At 68.9% G+C, this 16,708-nt stretch carries 15 protein-coding genes; 10 read left to right on the top strand and 5 right to left on the bottom strand.

What is annotated here, in order from left to right:
• Positions 1 to 46: 46 nt before the first annotated feature.
• Positions 47 to 847 (bottom strand): IclR family transcriptional regulator, encoded by an 801-nt coding sequence (locus JWQ81_RS25265; RefSeq protein ID WP_297545215.1) that lies wholly within the window; start codon positions 845 to 847, stop codon positions 47 to 49.
• Positions 848 to 1,013: 166 nt separating this feature from the next.
• On the opposite strand from JWQ81_RS25265, the gene JWQ81_RS25260 reads away from it, so the two are divergent.
• The 7 genes from JWQ81_RS25260 (at position 1,014) to secA (ending at position 10,706) form a co-directional block, all read left to right on the top strand.
• Entirely contained in the window at positions 1,014 to 1,334 is a 321-nt protein-coding gene (locus JWQ81_RS25260; RefSeq protein ID WP_297545214.1) for a bifunctional 3-phenylpropionate/cinnamic acid dioxygenase ferredoxin subunit, read from the top strand.
• 223 nt (positions 1,335 to 1,557) lie between these two features.
• On the top strand, positions 1,558 to 2,235 hold the full coding sequence (gene mtrA / locus JWQ81_RS25255; protein ID WP_007028977.1) for an MtrAB system response regulator MtrA: 678 nt from the start codon (positions 1,558 to 1,560) through the stop codon (positions 2,233 to 2,235).
• Positions 2,236 to 2,251: 16 nt separating this feature from the next.
• The gene (gene mtrB / locus JWQ81_RS25250) at positions 2,252 to 3,982 is read left to right on the top strand and encodes an MtrAB system histidine kinase MtrB (RefSeq protein ID WP_297545210.1); all 1,731 of its coding nucleotides are present in this window, start codon (positions 2,252 to 2,254) and stop codon (positions 3,980 to 3,982) included.
• Positions 3,979 to 5,715: an LpqB family beta-propeller domain-containing protein gene (locus JWQ81_RS25245; RefSeq protein ID WP_297545208.1), complete on the top strand. Its 1,737-nt coding sequence runs from the start codon at positions 3,979 to 3,981 to the stop codon at positions 5,713 to 5,715. The genes mtrB and JWQ81_RS25245 overlap by 4 nt, the downstream gene beginning before the upstream one ends.
• Before the next feature lie 143 nt (positions 5,716 to 5,858).
• On the top strand, positions 5,859 to 6,455 hold the full coding sequence (locus JWQ81_RS25240) for a ComF family protein (protein ID WP_366942335.1): 597 nt from the start codon (positions 5,859 to 5,861) through the stop codon (positions 6,453 to 6,455).
• A 533-nt stretch (positions 6,456 to 6,988) separates the two neighbouring features.
• Positions 6,989 to 7,675 (top strand): ribosome-associated translation inhibitor RaiA, encoded by a 687-nt coding sequence (gene raiA, locus JWQ81_RS25235; protein ID WP_297545204.1) that lies wholly within the window; start codon positions 6,989 to 6,991, stop codon positions 7,673 to 7,675.
• 190 nt (positions 7,676 to 7,865) lie between these two features.
• Positions 7,866 to 10,706 carry a preprotein translocase subunit SecA gene (secA, locus tag JWQ81_RS25230; RefSeq protein WP_297545202.1) on the top strand — a complete coding sequence of 947 codons (2,841 nt, stop codon included), beginning with the start codon at positions 7,866 to 7,868 and terminating at the stop codon, positions 10,704 to 10,706.
• Positions 10,707 to 10,785: 79 nt separating this feature from the next.
• On the opposite strand, the gene JWQ81_RS25225 is transcribed toward secA, so the two are convergent.
• Complete coding sequence (locus tag JWQ81_RS25225) at positions 10,786 to 11,241, bottom strand: Rv3235 family protein (RefSeq protein WP_297545201.1); 456 nt, start codon at positions 11,239 to 11,241, stop codon at positions 10,786 to 10,788.
• 222 nt (positions 11,242 to 11,463) lie between these two features.
• On the opposite strand from JWQ81_RS25225, the gene JWQ81_RS25220 reads away from it, so the two are divergent.
• A complete protein-coding gene (locus JWQ81_RS25220) occupies positions 11,464 to 11,886 on the top strand; it encodes an HAD-IA family hydrolase (RefSeq protein ID WP_297545199.1) in 423 nt (140 codons plus the stop codon).
• Here JWQ81_RS25220 and JWQ81_RS25215 read toward each other — a convergent pair.
• On the bottom strand, positions 11,864 to 12,631 hold the full coding sequence (locus JWQ81_RS25215; protein ID WP_297545197.1) for an RNA methyltransferase: 768 nt from the start codon (positions 12,629 to 12,631) through the stop codon (positions 11,864 to 11,866). The genes JWQ81_RS25220 and JWQ81_RS25215 overlap by 23 nt on opposite strands.
• Before the next feature lie 34 nt (positions 12,632 to 12,665).
• On the opposite strand from JWQ81_RS25215, the gene JWQ81_RS25210 reads away from it, so the two are divergent.
• Together JWQ81_RS25210 and JWQ81_RS25205 are read left to right on the top strand one after the other, a co-directional pair.
• The gene (locus JWQ81_RS25210) at positions 12,666 to 14,072 is read left to right on the top strand and encodes a wax ester/triacylglycerol synthase family O-acyltransferase (protein ID WP_297545195.1); all 1,407 of its coding nucleotides are present in this window, start codon (positions 12,666 to 12,668) and stop codon (positions 14,070 to 14,072) included.
• Positions 14,069 to 14,575, top strand: a complete 507-nt coding sequence (locus JWQ81_RS25205) for a hypothetical protein (RefSeq protein WP_297545193.1) — start codon at positions 14,069 to 14,071, stop codon at positions 14,573 to 14,575. The genes JWQ81_RS25210 and JWQ81_RS25205 overlap by 4 nt, the downstream gene beginning before the upstream one ends.
• Positions 14,576 to 14,889: 314 nt before the next feature.
• On the opposite strand, the gene JWQ81_RS25200 is transcribed toward JWQ81_RS25205, so the two are convergent.
• Together JWQ81_RS25200 and JWQ81_RS25195 are read right to left on the bottom strand one after the other, a co-directional pair.
• Positions 14,890 to 15,702, bottom strand: a complete 813-nt coding sequence (locus tag JWQ81_RS25200; RefSeq protein WP_297545191.1) for a hypothetical protein — start codon at positions 15,700 to 15,702, stop codon at positions 14,890 to 14,892.
• Between the two features lie 104 nt (positions 15,703 to 15,806).
• Positions 15,807 to 16,703, bottom strand: coding sequence for a hypothetical protein (locus tag JWQ81_RS25195; protein WP_297545189.1), 897 nt, complete (start codon positions 16,701 to 16,703; stop codon positions 15,807 to 15,809).
• Positions 16,704 to 16,708 lie beyond the last annotated feature (5 nt).

Raw genomic sequence — 16,708 nt, 5'->3', positions numbered from 1 at the left:
GACGGCTACTTGCGTTATCCGCAAGTGACTCCCGCGCCGACGGGAGTTACTCCTGGAAGTAGCCCAGCTGGGAGGAAAGTTCCTCCGCGGCCTCGGTCATCGGCCGGACGATCTGCCGCACCCGCTGCTTGGACAGCCGGTAGGACGGCCCGGACGCGCTCATCGCGGCCACGACCTCACCCCCCGGGCCGTGGATCGGCACCGCGACGGCGTGCATGCCGAGTTCGAACTCCTCGAAGCAGACGGCGTAGCCCTCTTCGGCGATCCGGTCCAGTTCGAGGGTCAGATCGCCGGGCTCGACAGTGGTCCGCGGGGTGTACTGCTCGAGTTTCCGGCGCAGCAGCCGGCGTCGCTCGGTTTCGGACATGTAGGCGAGCAGCACCTTGCCGCTGGAGGTGGCGTGCAGCGGGGTCCGCTGGCCGGTCCAGTTCTGCGTGGTGATGGCGGCGGCGCCCTTGGCCTGGCTGACGTTGATGGCGACACCGTTGTCGGCGACCGCGATGTTGACGGTTTCCCCGAGCGATTCGGCCAGCGCCTGGCAGCTGTGCCGGCCGAGCTTGGCGATGTCCATGCGGGCGGTCGCGGCACCGGCCAGCCGGACGATGCCGAACCCGATCGCGTACTTCCCGCGCTCGCCGAGCTGCTCGACGAGCCCGCGGGACTCCAGGGCGTTCACCAGTCTCGACGCCGTTGACTTGTGCACGCCCAGCTCAACGGAGATTTCGGTGATGCCGGCTTCGCCGTTGCGCGCGAGGATCTCCAGCACGGTGATCGCCCGGTCGACGGACTGCACCTGACTGGGGACCGGGTTGTCGGACGCTGCGTTGCCCGGGTCCTGGTTCCGCATGACGCAACACTAACCGTCCAGCGCGTCCAGGATCGGCTGAGCGGGCGAATCTCTTGACGGCGAGCGCGGTCGACCTGGATTGTTGCGCACAGCACGTCCTGTCTCGTAATGCGCAACATTCACGAAACAGCTCGCTATTTCGCCAGTTACTCCCGCGGAGGCCCTGATGATCCGAGCCTGCGATGTCGCCGACCTCCCCGAAGGAGAAGCGATCCGCATCGTCGCCCATGTGCCCATCTCGGTGTTCCACGCCGAGGGGGAGTACTTCGCGATCGACGACACCTGCACCCACCAGGACGCCTCATTGGCCGACGGCTGGGTCGAGGGCTGTTTCGTCGAGTGCCCGCTGCACGCCGCGCAGTTCGACCTCCGCACTGGCCTGCCGAGCTGCCTGCCGGCGAAGAAACCCGTCCGCACTTATCCGGTCGTGGTCACCGATGGGGTGATCTTCGTGGACACCGTGCCTGCGCTGGAAGCCGCCGGATGACGTCGTGGCGTTCCCTCGGCACGACATGGCGACCCTCGCAGTGGCGTTCAACGCACCTATCGTGGCCCCGAGGGGTCCTTGGCCCCACCGCGGCGGTAAGGGGGCATCCGGAGGCGGCTTGGCACCCGGATGGCGTAGTCGTAGGGCTGATTGTTGATCTTTCTGGTGGTCAGATCGCCGGGTCGCGCGCGTCGGCGGGTTCAACAGTGCGAATATGTGCGTCATGAAGGCACGCGTCTTGGTAGTCGATGACGACCCCGCTCTGGCGGAGATGCTCACCATCGTGCTGCGCGGGGAGGGGTTCGACACCGCTGTCGTGGCGGACGGCTCACGTGCGCTGCCCGCGCTGCGCGAGCTGAAACCCGACCTCGTTCTGCTCGACCTCATGCTGCCGGGGATGAACGGCATCGACGTCTGCAAGGCGATCCGCGCCGAGTCCGGCGTGCCGATCGTCATGCTGACGGCCAAGAGCGACACCGTCGACATCGTCCTCGGCCTGGAGTCCGGCGCCGACGACTACGTCGTCAAGCCGTTCAAGCCCAAGGAGCTGGTGGCCAGGGTTCGCGCGCGGATGCGCCGCACCGAGGCCGAGCCGGCCGAGTCGCTGACGATCGGGGACCTCGCCATCGACGTCCCCGGGCACGAGGTGACCCGGGAGGGCAAGGCGATCCCGCTGACCCCGCTGGAGTTCGACCTGCTGGTCGCCCTCGCCCGCAAACCGCGTCAGGTGTTCACCCGCGAGGTCCTGCTCGAGCAGGTCTGGGGCTACCGCCACGCCGCGGACACCCGGCTGGTGAACGTCCACGTGCAGCGTCTGCGGTCGAAGGTCGAGCGGGACCCGGAACACCCCGAGGTGGTGTTGACGGTTCGCGGCGTTGGTTACAAGGCTGGGCCGCCGTGATCACGGCGATCGGGCGATGAGGCGGCGCCTCGGCGCGTACGCCCCCGCAGCAGCTCAGCTCGCACGGCGTGCCGTCGTGTTCGGGCGCCGTCACGTGCGCGCGTTCGGCGAGATGTGGCGGCATTCCCTGCAGTTCCGCGTCACCATCTCGACGCTCGCGCTGTCCTCGGCCGTGGTCTTCGTGCTGGGCATGGTGCTCCAGAACCAGATCACCGACCGGCTGCTCGAAACGAAGCGCACCGCCGCGGTCGCGCAGACCGAGGTGGTGCTGGACACCGCCTCCAGTGAGCTCGTCGGCATCGGCGCCGAGGCCCCCGATGCGATGCGGGACCGGCTCGACGCCGCGTTGAAGAAGATCTCCAGCAGCTCGACGTCCACTCAGGACGCCGCGGGCTCGGCGGCGGGCACGTTCGAGCCGGTGCTCGCCAACGGCGGCCCCGGCCAGGCAGGCGGCGACCCGGTGAGCGCCGGGCCGTTCGACAAGGTGCCCCCGCGGCTGCGCCAGTTCGTCGAGGCGAACCAGCTCAGCCAGCAAATCCACACTGTGCCCGACGGGAACGGCTCGTCGACCACATACCTGGTCATCGGCTCACCCGTCACCAGCACGTTGATCCCCTTGCAGCTGTATCTCCTGTTTCCGTTGACCGCTGAGCAGAACACCGTTTCCACCGTCCAGAACACGTTGTTGGTGGGCGGTCTGGTGTTGCTGTTGCTGCTGGCCGGGATCAGCAACCTGGTCACCCGGCAGGTGGTCCGGCCGGTCCGGGAAGCCGCCGCGGCGGCCGAACAGTTCGCGGGCGGTGATCTCGAGCAGCGACTGGCCGTGATCGGTGAGGACGACCTGTCGAAGCTGGCGGTGTCGTACAACGAGATGGCGGCCAGTATCCAGCGGCAGATCCGGCAGCTCGAAGACTTCGGCGGGCTGCAGCGCCGCTTCACTTCCGACGTCTCGCACGAGCTGCGCACCCCGCTGACCACCGTGCGGATGGCGGCCGACGTGCTGCACGCCTCGCGCGAGCAGTTCCCGGCCGGGCTGGCCCGCTCCACCGAACTGCTGGTCGATGAGCTGGACCGGTTCGAATCGCTGCTCGGCGACCTGCTGGAGATCAGCAGGCTCGACGCCGGGGTCGAGGAGCTGTCCGCCGACCCGATCGACGTCGGCCCGATCGCCCAGCGCGCGGTGGACCAGGTGCGCGTGATCGCCGGCGCCGCCGGCAGTCCCATCGAACTCGAGCTCCCCGATGGCGAGTCGTACGCCGAGGTGGACGCCCGCCGGGTCGAGCGCATCCTGCGCAACCTGCTCGCCAACGCCGTCGACCACAGCGAAGGCGGTCCGGTGCGGATGCGGGTCGGCGTGAACGAGAACGCCATCGCGATCACTGTGCGCGACTACGGCGTCGGCCTGCGCAACGGGGAAGCGGACCTCGTGTTCAACCGGTTCTGGCGCGCCGATCCGTCGCGCAACCGCCGCACCGGCGGGACCGGCCTCGGGCTGGCGATCAGCCAGGAGGACGCGCGGCTGCACGGAGGCTCCCTCGAAGCCTGGGGCGAACAGGGCCACGGCGCCTGCTTCCGGCTGACGCTCCCGCGATACCAGGGGCGTCCGTTCGAAGAGAGCCCGTTGCCGTTGCCGCCGGAAGACTTCGTCCCGTCAGCGGGATCACAGGCGCCGCTCGTCGAGCTCCAGCCCGCGCCGGAAGCGATCCTCGCCGACCGCGACGCGGACCGTGAAGAGGTCGGTCGATGAAGAAGCTTTTTGTCCTGCTGTGCTGCGCGCTGTTCCTCGCGGGCTGCGCGAACATCCCGCAGGAATCCCAGCCGGCGGTCCTTCCCGGCGTCAAGCAGACCCCCGTGGCCACCGACCCGGCCGCCCCCGCGCCGGGCTTGGACGCGCTGTCCGTGGTCCGCGGGTTCATCCAGGCGAGCGCGTTGCCGGGCAACAACAACGCGGCGGCGCGGGTCTACGTCCAGGACTCCTCGCGGGCGCAGTGGAAGCCCGCCACCGGGCTGACCATCATCGGCGACACGTTCAGCACCCTCTCCAGCACCGACGACCCGCAGCCGGCCGATCCGAACGTGCGGACCGTGGTCGTGCGCGGGTCCACGCTCGGCTCGCTCGGGCTGGACAGCGCGTTCACCCCGTCCACCGGTTCGTACACGCAGCTGATCCGCGTCCTGCGCCAGGCCGACGGCCAGTGGCGGATCGAGGACCCGCCGGTCAGCTTGGCGATCACGCAGAGCGACTTCTCCGCGAACTACTCGCCGATCTCGGTGCCGTTCTACTCGCCGGATTCCGGGGCGTTCGTGCCCGATCCCCGCTACATCGTCGCCAAACCCCAGTCCGGGCTGCCCGGCCGGGTGATGGACCTGCTGCTGGCCGGTCCGTCCGACGGCCTGACCGGAGCGGTGCGCAACCTGCTCGACGGCCAGGTGAGCATGGACTCGAACGTTCGCACGGACGACGACGGCTCGCTGATCGTGCCTCTGGCCGGCCTGCACGACCGCACGGTCGAGGACAAGCGGCTGATCGCCGCCCAGATCGTCCTCGCCCTGCAAGGGGTCACGAACAGCAGGATCAAGTTGCTGTCGGACGGTGAGCTGCTGCTGCCCGACCACGAGTACTGGCGGACGAGCGACCTCCCCGCGTACAACGCCGCGACGGTGCCCAGTTCCGAACTGCCCGGCCTGATGACGGTCAACGGCCGGGTGCGGTCACTCGGCGACGGCTCCGCGGTGCCGGGACCGGCGGGTGACGGCACGTACGACGTCCAGAGTGCCGCGCAGTCCATCGACGGCAAGCGGCTGGCCATCATCGCGAAGCTGAGCGACGGCCAGGTCGCCCTTCGGGTGGGCGACGTCGGCCGCGACGAACAGCTCGTCAACCTGCAGGGAGACTCCCTCACCAGGCCGACGTGGGTCCCGGCGCCGGCGGGCGGCGCGGTGTCCGGCGAAGTGTGGACGACGCTCAACAACCAGACTGTGGTCCGCGTGGTGCAGACCGCCAACGGCACCTGGACGGCCGGTGCGGTCAACGCGACCGAAGTGCGCGCCATCGGCCCGATCACCGCGCTGCGCCTGTCCCGGGACGGCGCGCACGCCGCCGTCGTGGCCGGCGGGCAGATCGTGGTCTCGGCCGTGGTCCGGTCCTCGGGCGAGTCCGTAACCCTGCGGGCGCCGAAGGTGCTGCAGGCCGCCGACCTGACCAACGTGGTCGACGTCGACTGGGCCAGCCAGGACACCCTCGTCGTGGCCACGTCCTCGACGACGTTGCCGGTGGTCAAGGTGCCGATCGACGGGTTTCGGATGGATGCCTACAACCGGTCGAACCTGAGCGCCCCGGTGCGCGGCGTGACCGCGGCGCCCAGCCGGCCGGTCGTCGTCGCCGACTCGCTCGGCCTCTGGACGGCGTCGGAGGTGGGCGAGGTCTGGCGCCCCCAGCCGCACACCGTTGCCGACGCGGACCCCTTCTACCCCGGCTGAGCTCGGCGAGGGGACGCCGCACCACCGAACCGCAGAAACTGTCGGTGCTCGGGTGAATACTCTCCGGTGTGCTTCGTTCAGTGCTTGATCTCCTCGTTCCGACGACGTGCGCCGGGTGTGGCGAGCCGGGGCGCGCGTGCTGTGTGACCTGCCGGGCTGTCTGGGGTTCGCTGCGTGAGGTAGCGCGCGCGCCGACGGACGGGGTCGTGCCGGTGTACGCGCTCGCGGCGTATCGCGGGGTGGCCAGGCGGCTCGTGCTGGCTTACAAGGAGCGCGGGCGGCGCGACCTGGCCGCTTCGCTCGGTGGCGCGCTCGCGGAGGCTGTCCCAGTGCTACCAGGGGTGCTCTCTGTGTCCTCTGCGGAGGACTCGACGACGTGGCTGGTGCCCGTTCCGTCGCGTCGTGTGGCGGCGAGGGTCCGTGGCGGCCCGCATATGCGAAGGCTGGCCAGACACTGTGCGCGGAGCCTTGCCGAGACCGGCCGTCCGGCTGCCGTGGCGCCCGCGCTGCGGCTGGACGCCGGGGTGCGGGACGCGGTCGGCCTCGACCGGCGGCAGCGGGTTTCGAACCTGGCCGGGCGGGTCAGCCTCCAGCCGGCGGGGGCGCCGCCGGCGGGCGCGGCCGTGGTGCTGCTCGACGACGTGGTCACCACCGGGGCCACGGCGGCCGTCTGCGCGCGGGCGCTGACCGACGCCGGAATGGTCGTCACCGCGGTGCTCTCGTTGACGGCAGCCGGGTGATCGCCTGGTCACCTACAAGAGTGACGGCGCTCGGGAACGTCCACTGTCGTGTGCCCGTTGTCGGGGTATGAGGGTGATCGTCAGAACCACACCGACGCCGAGAGGCACCACTCCGGTGGCGCTTGGTTCGGCCGCGGCGATCACTCTTGGAATAGGTGGCACGGCCGCGTTGCGCCGTCCGCGTGAATTGTCCCGTCATCCGGTGCGCCGAACGGGGTCCCATTTCTGGTCGATCACCGGGGTTTCGCTGCGCGCAGTGACGAGCACTCACCACGGGACATCCCCCGGCTCGGGGGCTGTTGCTCGAGCCGTGATGAAGCTAACGTGCTCCGCTATCAGCAATCCCGGTCAGCAGGGAGGTGAAAAGCCCATGTCCCTGGCGCCGGAGCTGCGCTGAGCCGGCACCTGAGCCCCTCGTGCGAGCCACGAGCCCAGGTCTCGCTCTCCGCCCGCTTTTCGGGCAACGTCCCCGATTTCACCGGCGCCCTAGTGAACAAAACAGCTCGCAGTCACTTGAGCGAGGGAGGTCGTGTATGGACATCGTCGTTAAGGGCCGCAACGTGGAGGTGCCCGAGCACTATCGGGCATTGGTCAGCGAGAAACTGGCCCGGCTGGAGCGTTACGACAGGAAAGTCATCCGATACGACGTGGAGCTCTTCCACGAACCCAATCGCCGGCAGTCCAAGAGCTGTCAGCGCGTCGAGATCACCGGCAAGGGCAAAGGCCCGGCCGTTCGCGCCGAGGCGTGTGCAGGCGATTTCTACGCCGCATTCGACGCCGCGGTGACCAAGATCGAGAACCGGCTGCGCAAGCAACACGACCGCAGGCGGGTCCACTACGGGCGCCGCAGCCCGGAGTCCGTTGCCACGGCGACGTCGGTATCCGGTGACCTTTCGGTCCCGGCGGACGGCGGCACGCACGCCATGGCGGGTACGGCGGTGCTCGAAGCACCGACCGAAGCCCCGATGGCCGGAGCCATGGGCCCGGCCGAGTCATCCATCCCCCGGCAGCGCTGGGAAGACGAAGCGACCGATTACGAACCGGGTCGAGTCGTCCGCGAGAAACAACATTCCGCGGATCCGATCACGGTCGACCAGGCCCTCTACGAGATGGAACTGGTCGGGCATGACTTTTTCCTGTTCAACGACTCCGATGCGGGCACACCCAGCGTCGTCTACCGGAGGAGAGGCTTCGACTACGGCGTGATCCGGCTCGGCTGAGGCCGACCCGCACCGCTTGGGAACGGCCCGCACGCAGCCGCGTGCGGGCCGTTCGCGTGCACGGGCATGCACAGAAGGGCGAACGTTCCCTACGATGGGGGTAGCACGCGACCGGCAAACCCGTTCGCGAGCGAGATACTGCCCGGGGTCGGCCCGGGTGTGATCACAAATAGCTAATGAGGTCGACCGGATGGTTCTGAACCGCCTGCTCCGCGTGGGCGAGGGCAAGATGGTTAAGCGGCTGCGCAATATCGCCGATCACATCAACACCCTCGAAGACGACGTCAAGGATCTGTCGGACGCCGAGCTGCGGGCCAAGACCGACGAGTTCCGTGCGCGTTACAACGACGAACACAAGCCCGAATCGCTCGACGACCTGCTGCCCGAGGCCTTCGCCGTGATGCGCGAAGCCGCCTTCCGGGTGCTCGGTCAGCGGCACTTCGACGTCCAGCTCATGGGCGGTGCCGCGCTGCACCTCGGCCAGGTCGCCGAGATGAAGACCGGTGAGGGCAAGACACTGACCCAGACGTTGCCCGCGTACCTGAACGCGATCGCGCAACAGGGCGTCCACGTCATCACGGTCAACGACTACCTCGCCAAGCGCGACGCGGAGTGGATGGGCCGGATCCACCGCTTCCTCGGCCTCGAGGTCGGCGTCATCCTGGCCGACCAGACCCCCGAGGTGCGCCGGCAGCAGTACGCCTGCGACATCACCCACGGCACGAACAACGAGTTCGGCTTCGACTACCTGCGCGACAACATGGCGTGGAGCCTGGACGACTGCGTCCAGCGCGGCCACAACTTCGCCATCGTCGACGAGGTCGACTCGATCCTGATCGACGAGGCCAGGACCCCGCTCATCATCTCCGGCCCGGCGGACCAATCTTCGCGCTGGTACACCGAGTTCGCCCGGCTGACGCCGATGATGAAGGACGACATCCACTACGAGGTCGACATCCGCAAGCGGACGGTCGGCGTCACCGAGAAGGGCGTCGCGTTCGTCGAGGACCAGCTCGGTATCGAGAACCTTTACGAGGCCGCGAACACGCCGCTGGTCGGTTACCTGAACAACGCGCTGAAGGTCAAGGAGCTCTACAAGCGCGACAAGGACTACATCGTCCGCGACGGCGAGGTCCTGATCGTCGACGAGTTCACCGGCCGAGTGCTGCACGGGCGCCGCTACAACGAGGGCATGCACCAGGCGATCGAGGCCAAGGAGAACGTCGAGATCAAGGCGGAGAACCAGACTCTCGCCACGATCACGCTGCAGAACTTCTTCCGGCTCTACGACAAGCTCGGCGGCATGACCGGTACCGCCGAGACCGAGGCCGCCGAGTTCCACCAGACCTACAAGCTGGGTGTGGTGCCGATCCCGACGAACAAGCCGATGGTCCGCGACGACCAGCCCGACCTGATCTACAAGACCGAAGAGGCGAAGTACCTCGCCGTGGCCGAGGACATCGCCGAGCGGCACGAGAAGGGCCAGCCGGTCCTGATCGGCACCGTGTCGGTCGAGAAGTCCGAGCACCTGTCGAAGCTGCTGCTCAAGCTCGGCGTGCCGCACGAGGTCCTCAACGCGAAGCACCACGACCGGGAGGCGCTGATCATCGCCCGCGCCGGTCGCAAGGGCGCGGTCACGGTGGCGACGAACATGGCCGGTCGAGGCACCGACGTCGTGCTCGGCGGCAACCCGGACATCATCGCCGACGAGGAGCTGCGCACCCGCGGTCTCGACCCGGTGGAGCACTCCGAGGAGTACGAGGCCGCGTGGCCGAAGGTGCTCGAAGAGGTGCAGACGCTGGTGAAGTCCGAGGCCGAAGAGGTCAAGGAGGCCGGCGGGCTGTACGTGCTCGGCACCGAGCGCCACGAGTCGCGTCGCATCGACAACCAGCTGCGCGGTCGTTCCGGCCGTCAGGGCGACCCGGGTGAGTCGCGGTTCTACCTCTCGCTCGGTGACGATCTGATGCGCCGCTTCAACGCCACGATGGTCGAGCGCGTGATGACCACCATGCGCCTGCCGGACGACATGCCGATCGAGCACAAGATGGTCTCCAAGGCCATCAAGAGCGCGCAGACGCAGGTCGAGCAGCAGAACGGTGAGATCCGCAAGAACGTCCTCAAGTACGACGAGGTGATGAACGAGCAGCGCAAGGTGATCTACGCCGAGCGGCTGCGCGTGATGAAGGGCGAGGACCTCCGCGAGCAGATCGAGCGCATGCTCACCGACGTCGTCGCCGCCTACGTCGACGGCGCCACGGCCGGCGGGTACGCCGAAGACTGGGACCACGAGAAGCTGTGGACGGCGTTGAAGACGCTGTATCCGGTCAAGGCCAACTGGGACGAGCTCAACGACAACGACGACCTCGACGCCGGGCACCTGCGTGAGGCGTTGATCGACGACGCGATGGCGGCATACGGCGCACGCGAAGCCGACATCGACGCGAAGGTTGGCGAAGGCGCGATGCGCGAGCTCGAACGGCGCGTCATGCTGTCCGTGCTCGACCGGAAGTGGCGTGAGCACCTCTACGAGATGGACTATCTCAAGGAGGGCATCGGCATGCGGGCCCTGGCCCAGCGTGACCCGCTGATCGAGTACCAGCGCGAGGGTTATGACATGTTCAACGCGATGCTCGACTCGCTGAAGGAAGAAGCCGTCGGTTTCGTCTTCAACCTCCAGGTCGAGGCCGCGGAGCCGGCTCCCGCGGCGGCGCCCGAACAGGCCACCGCGCTGCCGGTCGGTGCGACCAACGGCAACGGGAACGGTGCCGCCGTCGACAGCGGCCGCCACTCGCGGCCCGCCCCGCCGCAGCCGCCGACCACGGACACCAAGTCCGTGCCCTCGGCGTTGCGGGGCAAGGGCCTCGGCGGCGGTTCCCAGGCGAACCTGACGTTCTCCGGTCCCGATGAGGACGGCGGCGTCGAGTCTCGTTCGGACGCCGCGGACGACGACGACACCAGCGGCACCCGCCGCGACCGCCGCGCCGCCCAGCGCACCACCGCGAAGAAGGGCAGGAAGGGCCCCCGCCGCTAGAGGGCTCCCCTTTACACCCCCTCAGGGCCTCCCCAGTGGCGTTCAACGCCACTGGGGAGGCCCTGAGGGGTTTTCTGGGTCAAGCGGACCGGGCGAGGCGGCCGGTGGAGGCGCGAAGCGGTGGCGGCTTGAGCAGTTCGAAGCGGGTACACCGCCAGCCTGCCCGTGTCTTCTCGAAGCGCGCGGCGACAGCGAAGGCCTGACGTCCCGAGTGCACGGTCGCGCAGGTCTCCAATGCGTTGTCAGTCGGCTGGCGGGCGTGGACAGAGCGGAGTGTGTACCGCGCGCCGCTGCTGCTGCGGGTGGTGGCGAACAGCCGCGTGTACAGGCTCGGCGCGAGCAGCGGGCGCACCTGTGCCGCGGGTCGTCGTCCCTCGGTGGCTTCCAGGACCGACGTGATCACCTTCCCGAGGAAGCGCTGGTCGGGCACCGCGGTGTCGGCCGGTGGCTTCGGCTGTCCGCCGGTGATGAGGGCGGGCAAGGTCAGGTTGAGCGTCAGTTGGCCGGTTACTACGTCCTGACCTGCGGATATCATAGGCGATCCAGGTCTGGCGAGGTGTCTCGCCGGTTCGTACGGTGTCAGCGGTCGCAAACAGGTACGGCATGAGTGGTTTCGCATCCCCATCTCCCCAATGGTTTCGCGCCGCGGTCCGGATGACCTCGGCCCACATAGGGATAGAGCGGGTAATCAGCCAAATTCGGACAGTAATCGCCGAAACCGGTGAAACCGGGCTATTTCGCTACGCGCGCTTCGGCGATGCGCTATGCGACGTCTGCCGGCGCTAGGGTTGGCGCGGTGAGAGGGCTGGTGCTGGACTACGTCGGAGTGCTGACCGACGCCGACGCGGACAAGCTGTACGACGCCCTCGACGAGCTGCGGGGTCGCGGCATCCGCACCGCGCTGCTGTCGAACGCCGAGGGCGCGTCGCCGGAGAGCAAGCGCGAGCTGAAGCGGTACTTCGACGCCCTGGTCTTCTCCGGTGAGGTCGGGGTCGGCAAGCCGGACGAAGAGGTCTACCGCCTGACCGCGGAGCTGCTCGAAGTGCCGGTCGACGCCTGCGTGTTCGTGGACGACGCGCCGCGCAACGTCCGCGGCGCTGTCGCCACCGGCATGGTCGGGGTGCACCACACCTCGGTCGGCGCGACGCTCGCCGAACTCAGCGCGTTGTTCCCCGCCTGACCAGCTCGAACGACAGCACGGCGGCCGCGGCGGACACGTTCAGCGACTCGACGTCGCCCGGCATCGGGATCGACAGCCACTCGGTGACGAGCTCACCGACCTCCTGGCTCACGCCGCCGGTCTCACCGCCCAGTACGAAGGCGGCACGCTGTGGCAACTCCGCGTCGAACAGCGAAGTCGCCCCGGAGGCTCCAAGCGCGTAGATCCCGTACCCGGCCTCAGTCAGCGACTCGACGGCTTCACGCGCGCTCCCGCAGCGCAGCACCGGCGCCCGGAACGCCACTCCGGCGGACGCCTTGACGACCATCGGGTCCAGCGCGGCGACTCCGCGCCTCGGTACGACGATCCCGGCGAAACCCGCCGCTGTCGCCGTCCGCAGGATCATGCCGACGTTGGCCGGGGTCGTGATGCCGTCCAGCACCAGTACCGGCGACGGCGGCGGGGTGGCCGACAGCGCAGAACTCAGCGGCAGCATGCGGGGAGCGACGACGTCGGCGAGCACGCCCTGGTCCTGTTTGCCGTTGCCCGCCAGCACCTTCACCCGGTGCGAGCTCGCGCGCTGCACGGTGACGCCGGCGGCCTTGGCGGCCTGGAGGATTTCCGACGCGCCGGGGCCGCGGGAGTCCTCGGAGAGGATCACCTTGTCGACCACGAGCGACTGGTCGTCCAGCGCTTCCAGTACCGGCTTGCGGCCGTACACCGTCAGGAACCGGTCTTTCGGAGAAATCGACGACTCATCACCCACGAACGCAGCATGCCACCTGTGTCAGGATCACGTCATGCCCGACCGCCTTTCCGCGCTGGACGCGTCGTTCCTGTACGTGGAAGACCCGTTGACTCCGATGCACGTCGGCGGGGTGGCGATCTTCGAGCGTCCCCGCGCCGGTTTCACCTACGACCAGGTGGTCGCGCTGATCGGCCAGCGGCTCGGGTACCTGCCGCGCTACCGGCAGCGGGTGGCGGAGGTGCCGGGGCACCTCGCGCGCCCGGTCTGGGTGGACGACGTCGATTTCGACCTCAACTACCACGTGCGCCGGTCGGCGCTACCGGAACCGGGCACGGACGCGCAGCTGTTCGACCTGGTCGCGCGGCTGATGTCGCGCCGCCTCGACCCGGAACGCCCGTTGTGGGAGGCGTACTTCGTCGAGGGCCTCGCCGGGGACAGGGTCGCCCTGGTGACCAAGACCCACCAGTCCGTGGTGGACGGTGTCGGCACGATCGAGCTCGGTCAGCTGATCCTCGACACGGCGCCCGCCGAGCCGGAGCCGTTCGAGGACACGTGGACACCGCGTCGCCGTCCCAGCCGGACACAGCTGATGCTGGACGCTGTCAGCGAAGCCGTCGCGCGCCCGGGTGAGCTGGTCGAGAACGTGCGTTCGGCGGCCAATGACGCCGCCGCCGTCGCGGGGAAGATGGCCGAGACCCTCGGCGGGGTCGCGTCTACGCTGCGCACGGTGGTGCGGCCGGCGCCTTCGGGCCCGCTCAACGTCAAGGTGTCCGGCGGGCGGATGTTCGCGGTGGTGCGGACCCGGCTCGAGGACTACCGGAAGGTCCGCGCCGAGCACGGCGGCACGGTGAACGATGTCGTGCTGGCGGCGATCACCGGCGCGCTGCGTGAGTGGCTGCTCGGGCGGGGCGAGGCACTGTCGGCGACGACGACGGTCCGAGCGCTGGTGCCGATGGCGGTGCGCGACGCCGAGACGGCCGAGTACTCGACTCCTGCCCTGATCGGCAACCAGGTCGATGCCTATCTGGTCGACCTGCCGGTCGGCGAGGGCAATCCGGTGCTGCGGCTGCAGCACATCGGGCACGCGATGGCCGCGCACCTGGATTCCGGGCGTTCGGTGGCGGCCAGGGCGCTGCTGACGGTTGGCGGGTTCGCCCCGGCTACGCTGCATTCGCTCGGTGCCCGTGCGGCGGGCTCGTTCTCCGGCCGGATCTTCAACCTGATGATCACCAATTCCCCCGGCCCGCAGGTGCCGTTGTACGCGGGGCAGGCGAAGATGGTGGAGATGTTCCCGGTGATGCCGCTCGTGCGCAACCAGGCACTGGCGATCGGGGTGACCTCGTACCACGGTGGTGTCTACTTCGGACTGAACGGTGATCGGAAAGCAGTGTCCGATGTGGACGTGCTGGCCGGGATGATCGAGGAATCTCTGGAAGAACTGAAGGGTGCGCACTGGTGAGGGTCTATCTGCCGGCGACGATCGGAATGCTGCGGAACCTGTTGGCGGAAGGGAAGTTCCGACCGGTCAGCGGGACGGGGTTCGCGCTGACGCCGGCGCTGCGTGAGTCGTACGCGAGTGGCTCCGAAGAGGAGCTCGAGTACGCCGTGCTGATCGAGGCGGCCACCGCGTCACTGCGGCTGATCGCCGCCGAGAGTGCCGACGAAGCCGAGGCCGACCCGCCGCGCCGGGTGGTCGTGGTCGCGGAGATCGCGAACGCCACCGTGCGGCCGGATCTGGACGCCGCCGTCGTGCGGCTCGACGGACCGGTGTCGATGGAGGACGTCGACGCCATCCACGTCGACACCGCCGAAGCGGAAGACGCCGTCCTGGCCGCCGCGAAGGTGATCGACGCCGCCGACCTCGGCGACTCCGACGCGGAGTTCACCCTCGGCGAGGCCGAGGACCACGAACTCGCCTGGTACGCCGCCCAAGAACTCCCCTTCCTCCTGGAACTCCTCTAACCCACCCCGCAACTCGCCGTCGAGTCGCGGTAGTTAGCGTCCGCAAGGACCGCAAGTCGCCGTCGAGTTGCGGCCGTGGCGAAACCCGGTGTGGGACTCGCCGGGCCGGAGTGTGGGACTCGCCGATGGGCTGTGCGAGTCCCACGTTCAGCGAGGGCGAGTTCCACAGTCAGACCGGCGAGTCCCACACCCAGCTCCGGACGCCGGCATTCGCCATACACCGACACGACCCGGCCCTTGCTGCGGTAAAACGCAGCCAGTCCACAGCAACCAGCACCCACACAGACGACCGAAGACCCACAAAAGTGCCCGGGTTAGTGGGGGGTGGTGATGGAGCCGACTTGGTCAAGTGGGGGCGCTTCGACGTCGACGGGGGCGCCCCAGGCGCTGTAGTCCGTGGTGATCTTCGCGCCGGAGCCGGCGGGAGCGCCTGCCGCGGCGAGCATCGGCGAAAGGTCGATCAGCACCTGGTCCGGCAACGCGCCGTCGTCGAGCCACAGCTCCAGATCGAGCTTGGACACCTTGCCCTGCAACTGTTTCACCACGCCCGCGTCGACACCGGCCGGGAGTTCGCCGTCCAGTTTCGCCAGCTCGACGTCGATCCAGTAATGGGTGGCGGACCGCCCGGCCAGCTGGGTGTGCTCGCTCTTGACCAGCGTTCCGGCGCGCCGGATCTGGTCGATCGCGCGGGCCGGGTCGTTCTGCGCGGCGACTTGGGTGAGGCTGCCGCCGAGCACCTGCGAGAACGGGTCCGTACCGTCGGGCTTGATCTTGACCCAGGGCTTGTCCGTGCCGACGTCGGCACGGGCCGCGTCCGGCACCTTCGCGAACAGGTCCTGGCCGACGAGTCGCATCTCCATCGCATCGCCGAAGAAGTCCATCGTCATCGTCAGCGCGGTGGTGCCAGTGGCCCGCGCCTGGCCCTGGCCCTTGGTCTGCACCCCGCCGACGAACATGTCGGTGGTGAACCGCGCCGAGCCGCTGCGGGCCGTCGCCGCAGAAACCGCTTGGACGAGCTGCTGCGCGTTGCCGAAAGCGGGTGCCTGCGCCACGGGATCGCCGCCGCACCCCGTCACCACGAACGACCCCACCAGCAGACTCGCCGCGAGCCCTGTCCTCGCCCGCATCCGGAACCGTCCCTCCTGGCAAGCCACAATCTGCCACAACACGATCCGGCACAACAGAATGGCGCCCCCGGACCTGGTCCGGGGGCGCCATTACGCGGTGGTGATCACCCGGTCGGCTGGGTCGAATCGCCCGACATCGCCTTGAGGACCTCGGCGAAGTCCGCGACCTGGTCGGCGGGCGGGGCCTGCACGGTGACCTGGGTCCCCCAGTCGGAGTACTTCACCGTCGACTTGGTCGAGCCCGTCGAGGGCGCTCCCGCGGCCTTCAGCAGCGGGCCGACGTCGGTCGTCACCTGGACCGGCAGCTGGTCGCCGTTGATCCACAGGTCCATCGGCGCGTGGACGCCCTTGGTCTTGAGCGAGTCCCGGAGCGGGCCGGGGATACCCGCGGGCAGCTGATCGGCCGCCTTCGAGTAATCCACGTCGACGACGTAGTGGGTGACTGCCTGCCCGCCCAGCTGGACCTCTTCGGTGCTGGTGAGCGTCCCGGCCTTGCCGAGCAGATCGAGCGCCTTGGCCGGGTCGCTTCCGCTGGCCGCGTCGCCGAGGCTGCCGGCAAGCGCCTTCGCCGTCGGGTCGGCACTGTTGCCGGCGAGCTTGAGCCACGGCTTGGTGGTGTGCAACGACGCCAGCTGGTCGGCCGGCAGCTTCACGTACAACGTGTTGTCCGCGAACACCACTTCGGACTTCTGGCCCGCGGACTCGATCGTCATCGAAGTGACGTTCTGATCGCCGTACCGCGCCTGGCCGGTGCCCGTGACGGGCTTGCCGTCCTCGGAGGCCTCGAGCGCGAGCTTGACCGACTTCTTCGACTCCAGCGCGGACGTCGTGGCCTTGAGCACCGACGCCAGGTCACCGGCTGCAGGGGTACCCGCCGCCACGGCTGAAGCGCCGGACGTGGGCGACGGGGTACCGCCGGACGAGGCCTGGCCGCCCCCGCCGCACGCGCTGAGTACCAGCACCAGTGCGATGCCGCCGGCAGCGAACGTCGTCTTCCTCACCGAAA

This window comes from Amycolatopsis sp., assembly GCF_025464955.1.
In the GTDB taxonomy this organism is placed as follows: Bacteria; Actinomycetota; Actinomycetes; order Mycobacteriales; family Pseudonocardiaceae; genus Amycolatopsis.
The sequence above is the reverse complement of the archived record's forward strand: the minus strand, read 5'-3'. Positions and strand labels throughout refer to the sequence as shown.

Bases quoted from the DNA above. Each gene is read 5' to 3' on its own strand.
- JWQ81_RS25265 (WP_297545215.1), bottom strand. From the start codon at position 847: ATGCGGAACCAGGACCCGGGCAACGCAGCGTCCGACAACCCGGTCCCC.
- JWQ81_RS25260 (WP_297545214.1), top strand. From the start codon at position 1,014: ATGATCCGAGCCTGCGATGTCGCCGACCTCCCCGAAGGAGAAGCGATC.
- mtrA (WP_007028977.1), top strand. From the start codon at position 1,558: ATGAAGGCACGCGTCTTGGTAGTCGATGACGACCCCGCTCTGGCGGAG.
- mtrB (WP_297545210.1), top strand. From the start codon at position 2,252: ATGAGGCGGCGCCTCGGCGCGTACGCCCCCGCAGCAGCTCAGCTCGCA.
- JWQ81_RS25245 (WP_297545208.1), top strand. From the start codon at position 3,979: ATGAAGAAGCTTTTTGTCCTGCTGTGCTGCGCGCTGTTCCTCGCGGGC.
- raiA (WP_297545204.1), top strand. From the start codon at position 6,989: ATGGACATCGTCGTTAAGGGCCGCAACGTGGAGGTGCCCGAGCACTAT.
- secA (WP_297545202.1), top strand. From the start codon at position 7,866: ATGGTTCTGAACCGCCTGCTCCGCGTGGGCGAGGGCAAGATGGTTAAG.
- JWQ81_RS25225 (WP_297545201.1), bottom strand. From the start codon at position 11,241: ATGATATCCGCAGGTCAGGACGTAGTAACCGGCCAACTGACGCTCAAC.
- JWQ81_RS25220 (WP_297545199.1), top strand. From the start codon at position 11,464: ATGCGCTATGCGACGTCTGCCGGCGCTAGGGTTGGCGCGGTGAGAGGG.
- JWQ81_RS25210 (WP_297545195.1), top strand. From the start codon at position 12,666: ATGCCCGACCGCCTTTCCGCGCTGGACGCGTCGTTCCTGTACGTGGAA.
- JWQ81_RS25200 (WP_297545191.1), bottom strand. From the start codon at position 15,702: ATGCGGGCGAGGACAGGGCTCGCGGCGAGTCTGCTGGTGGGGTCGTTC.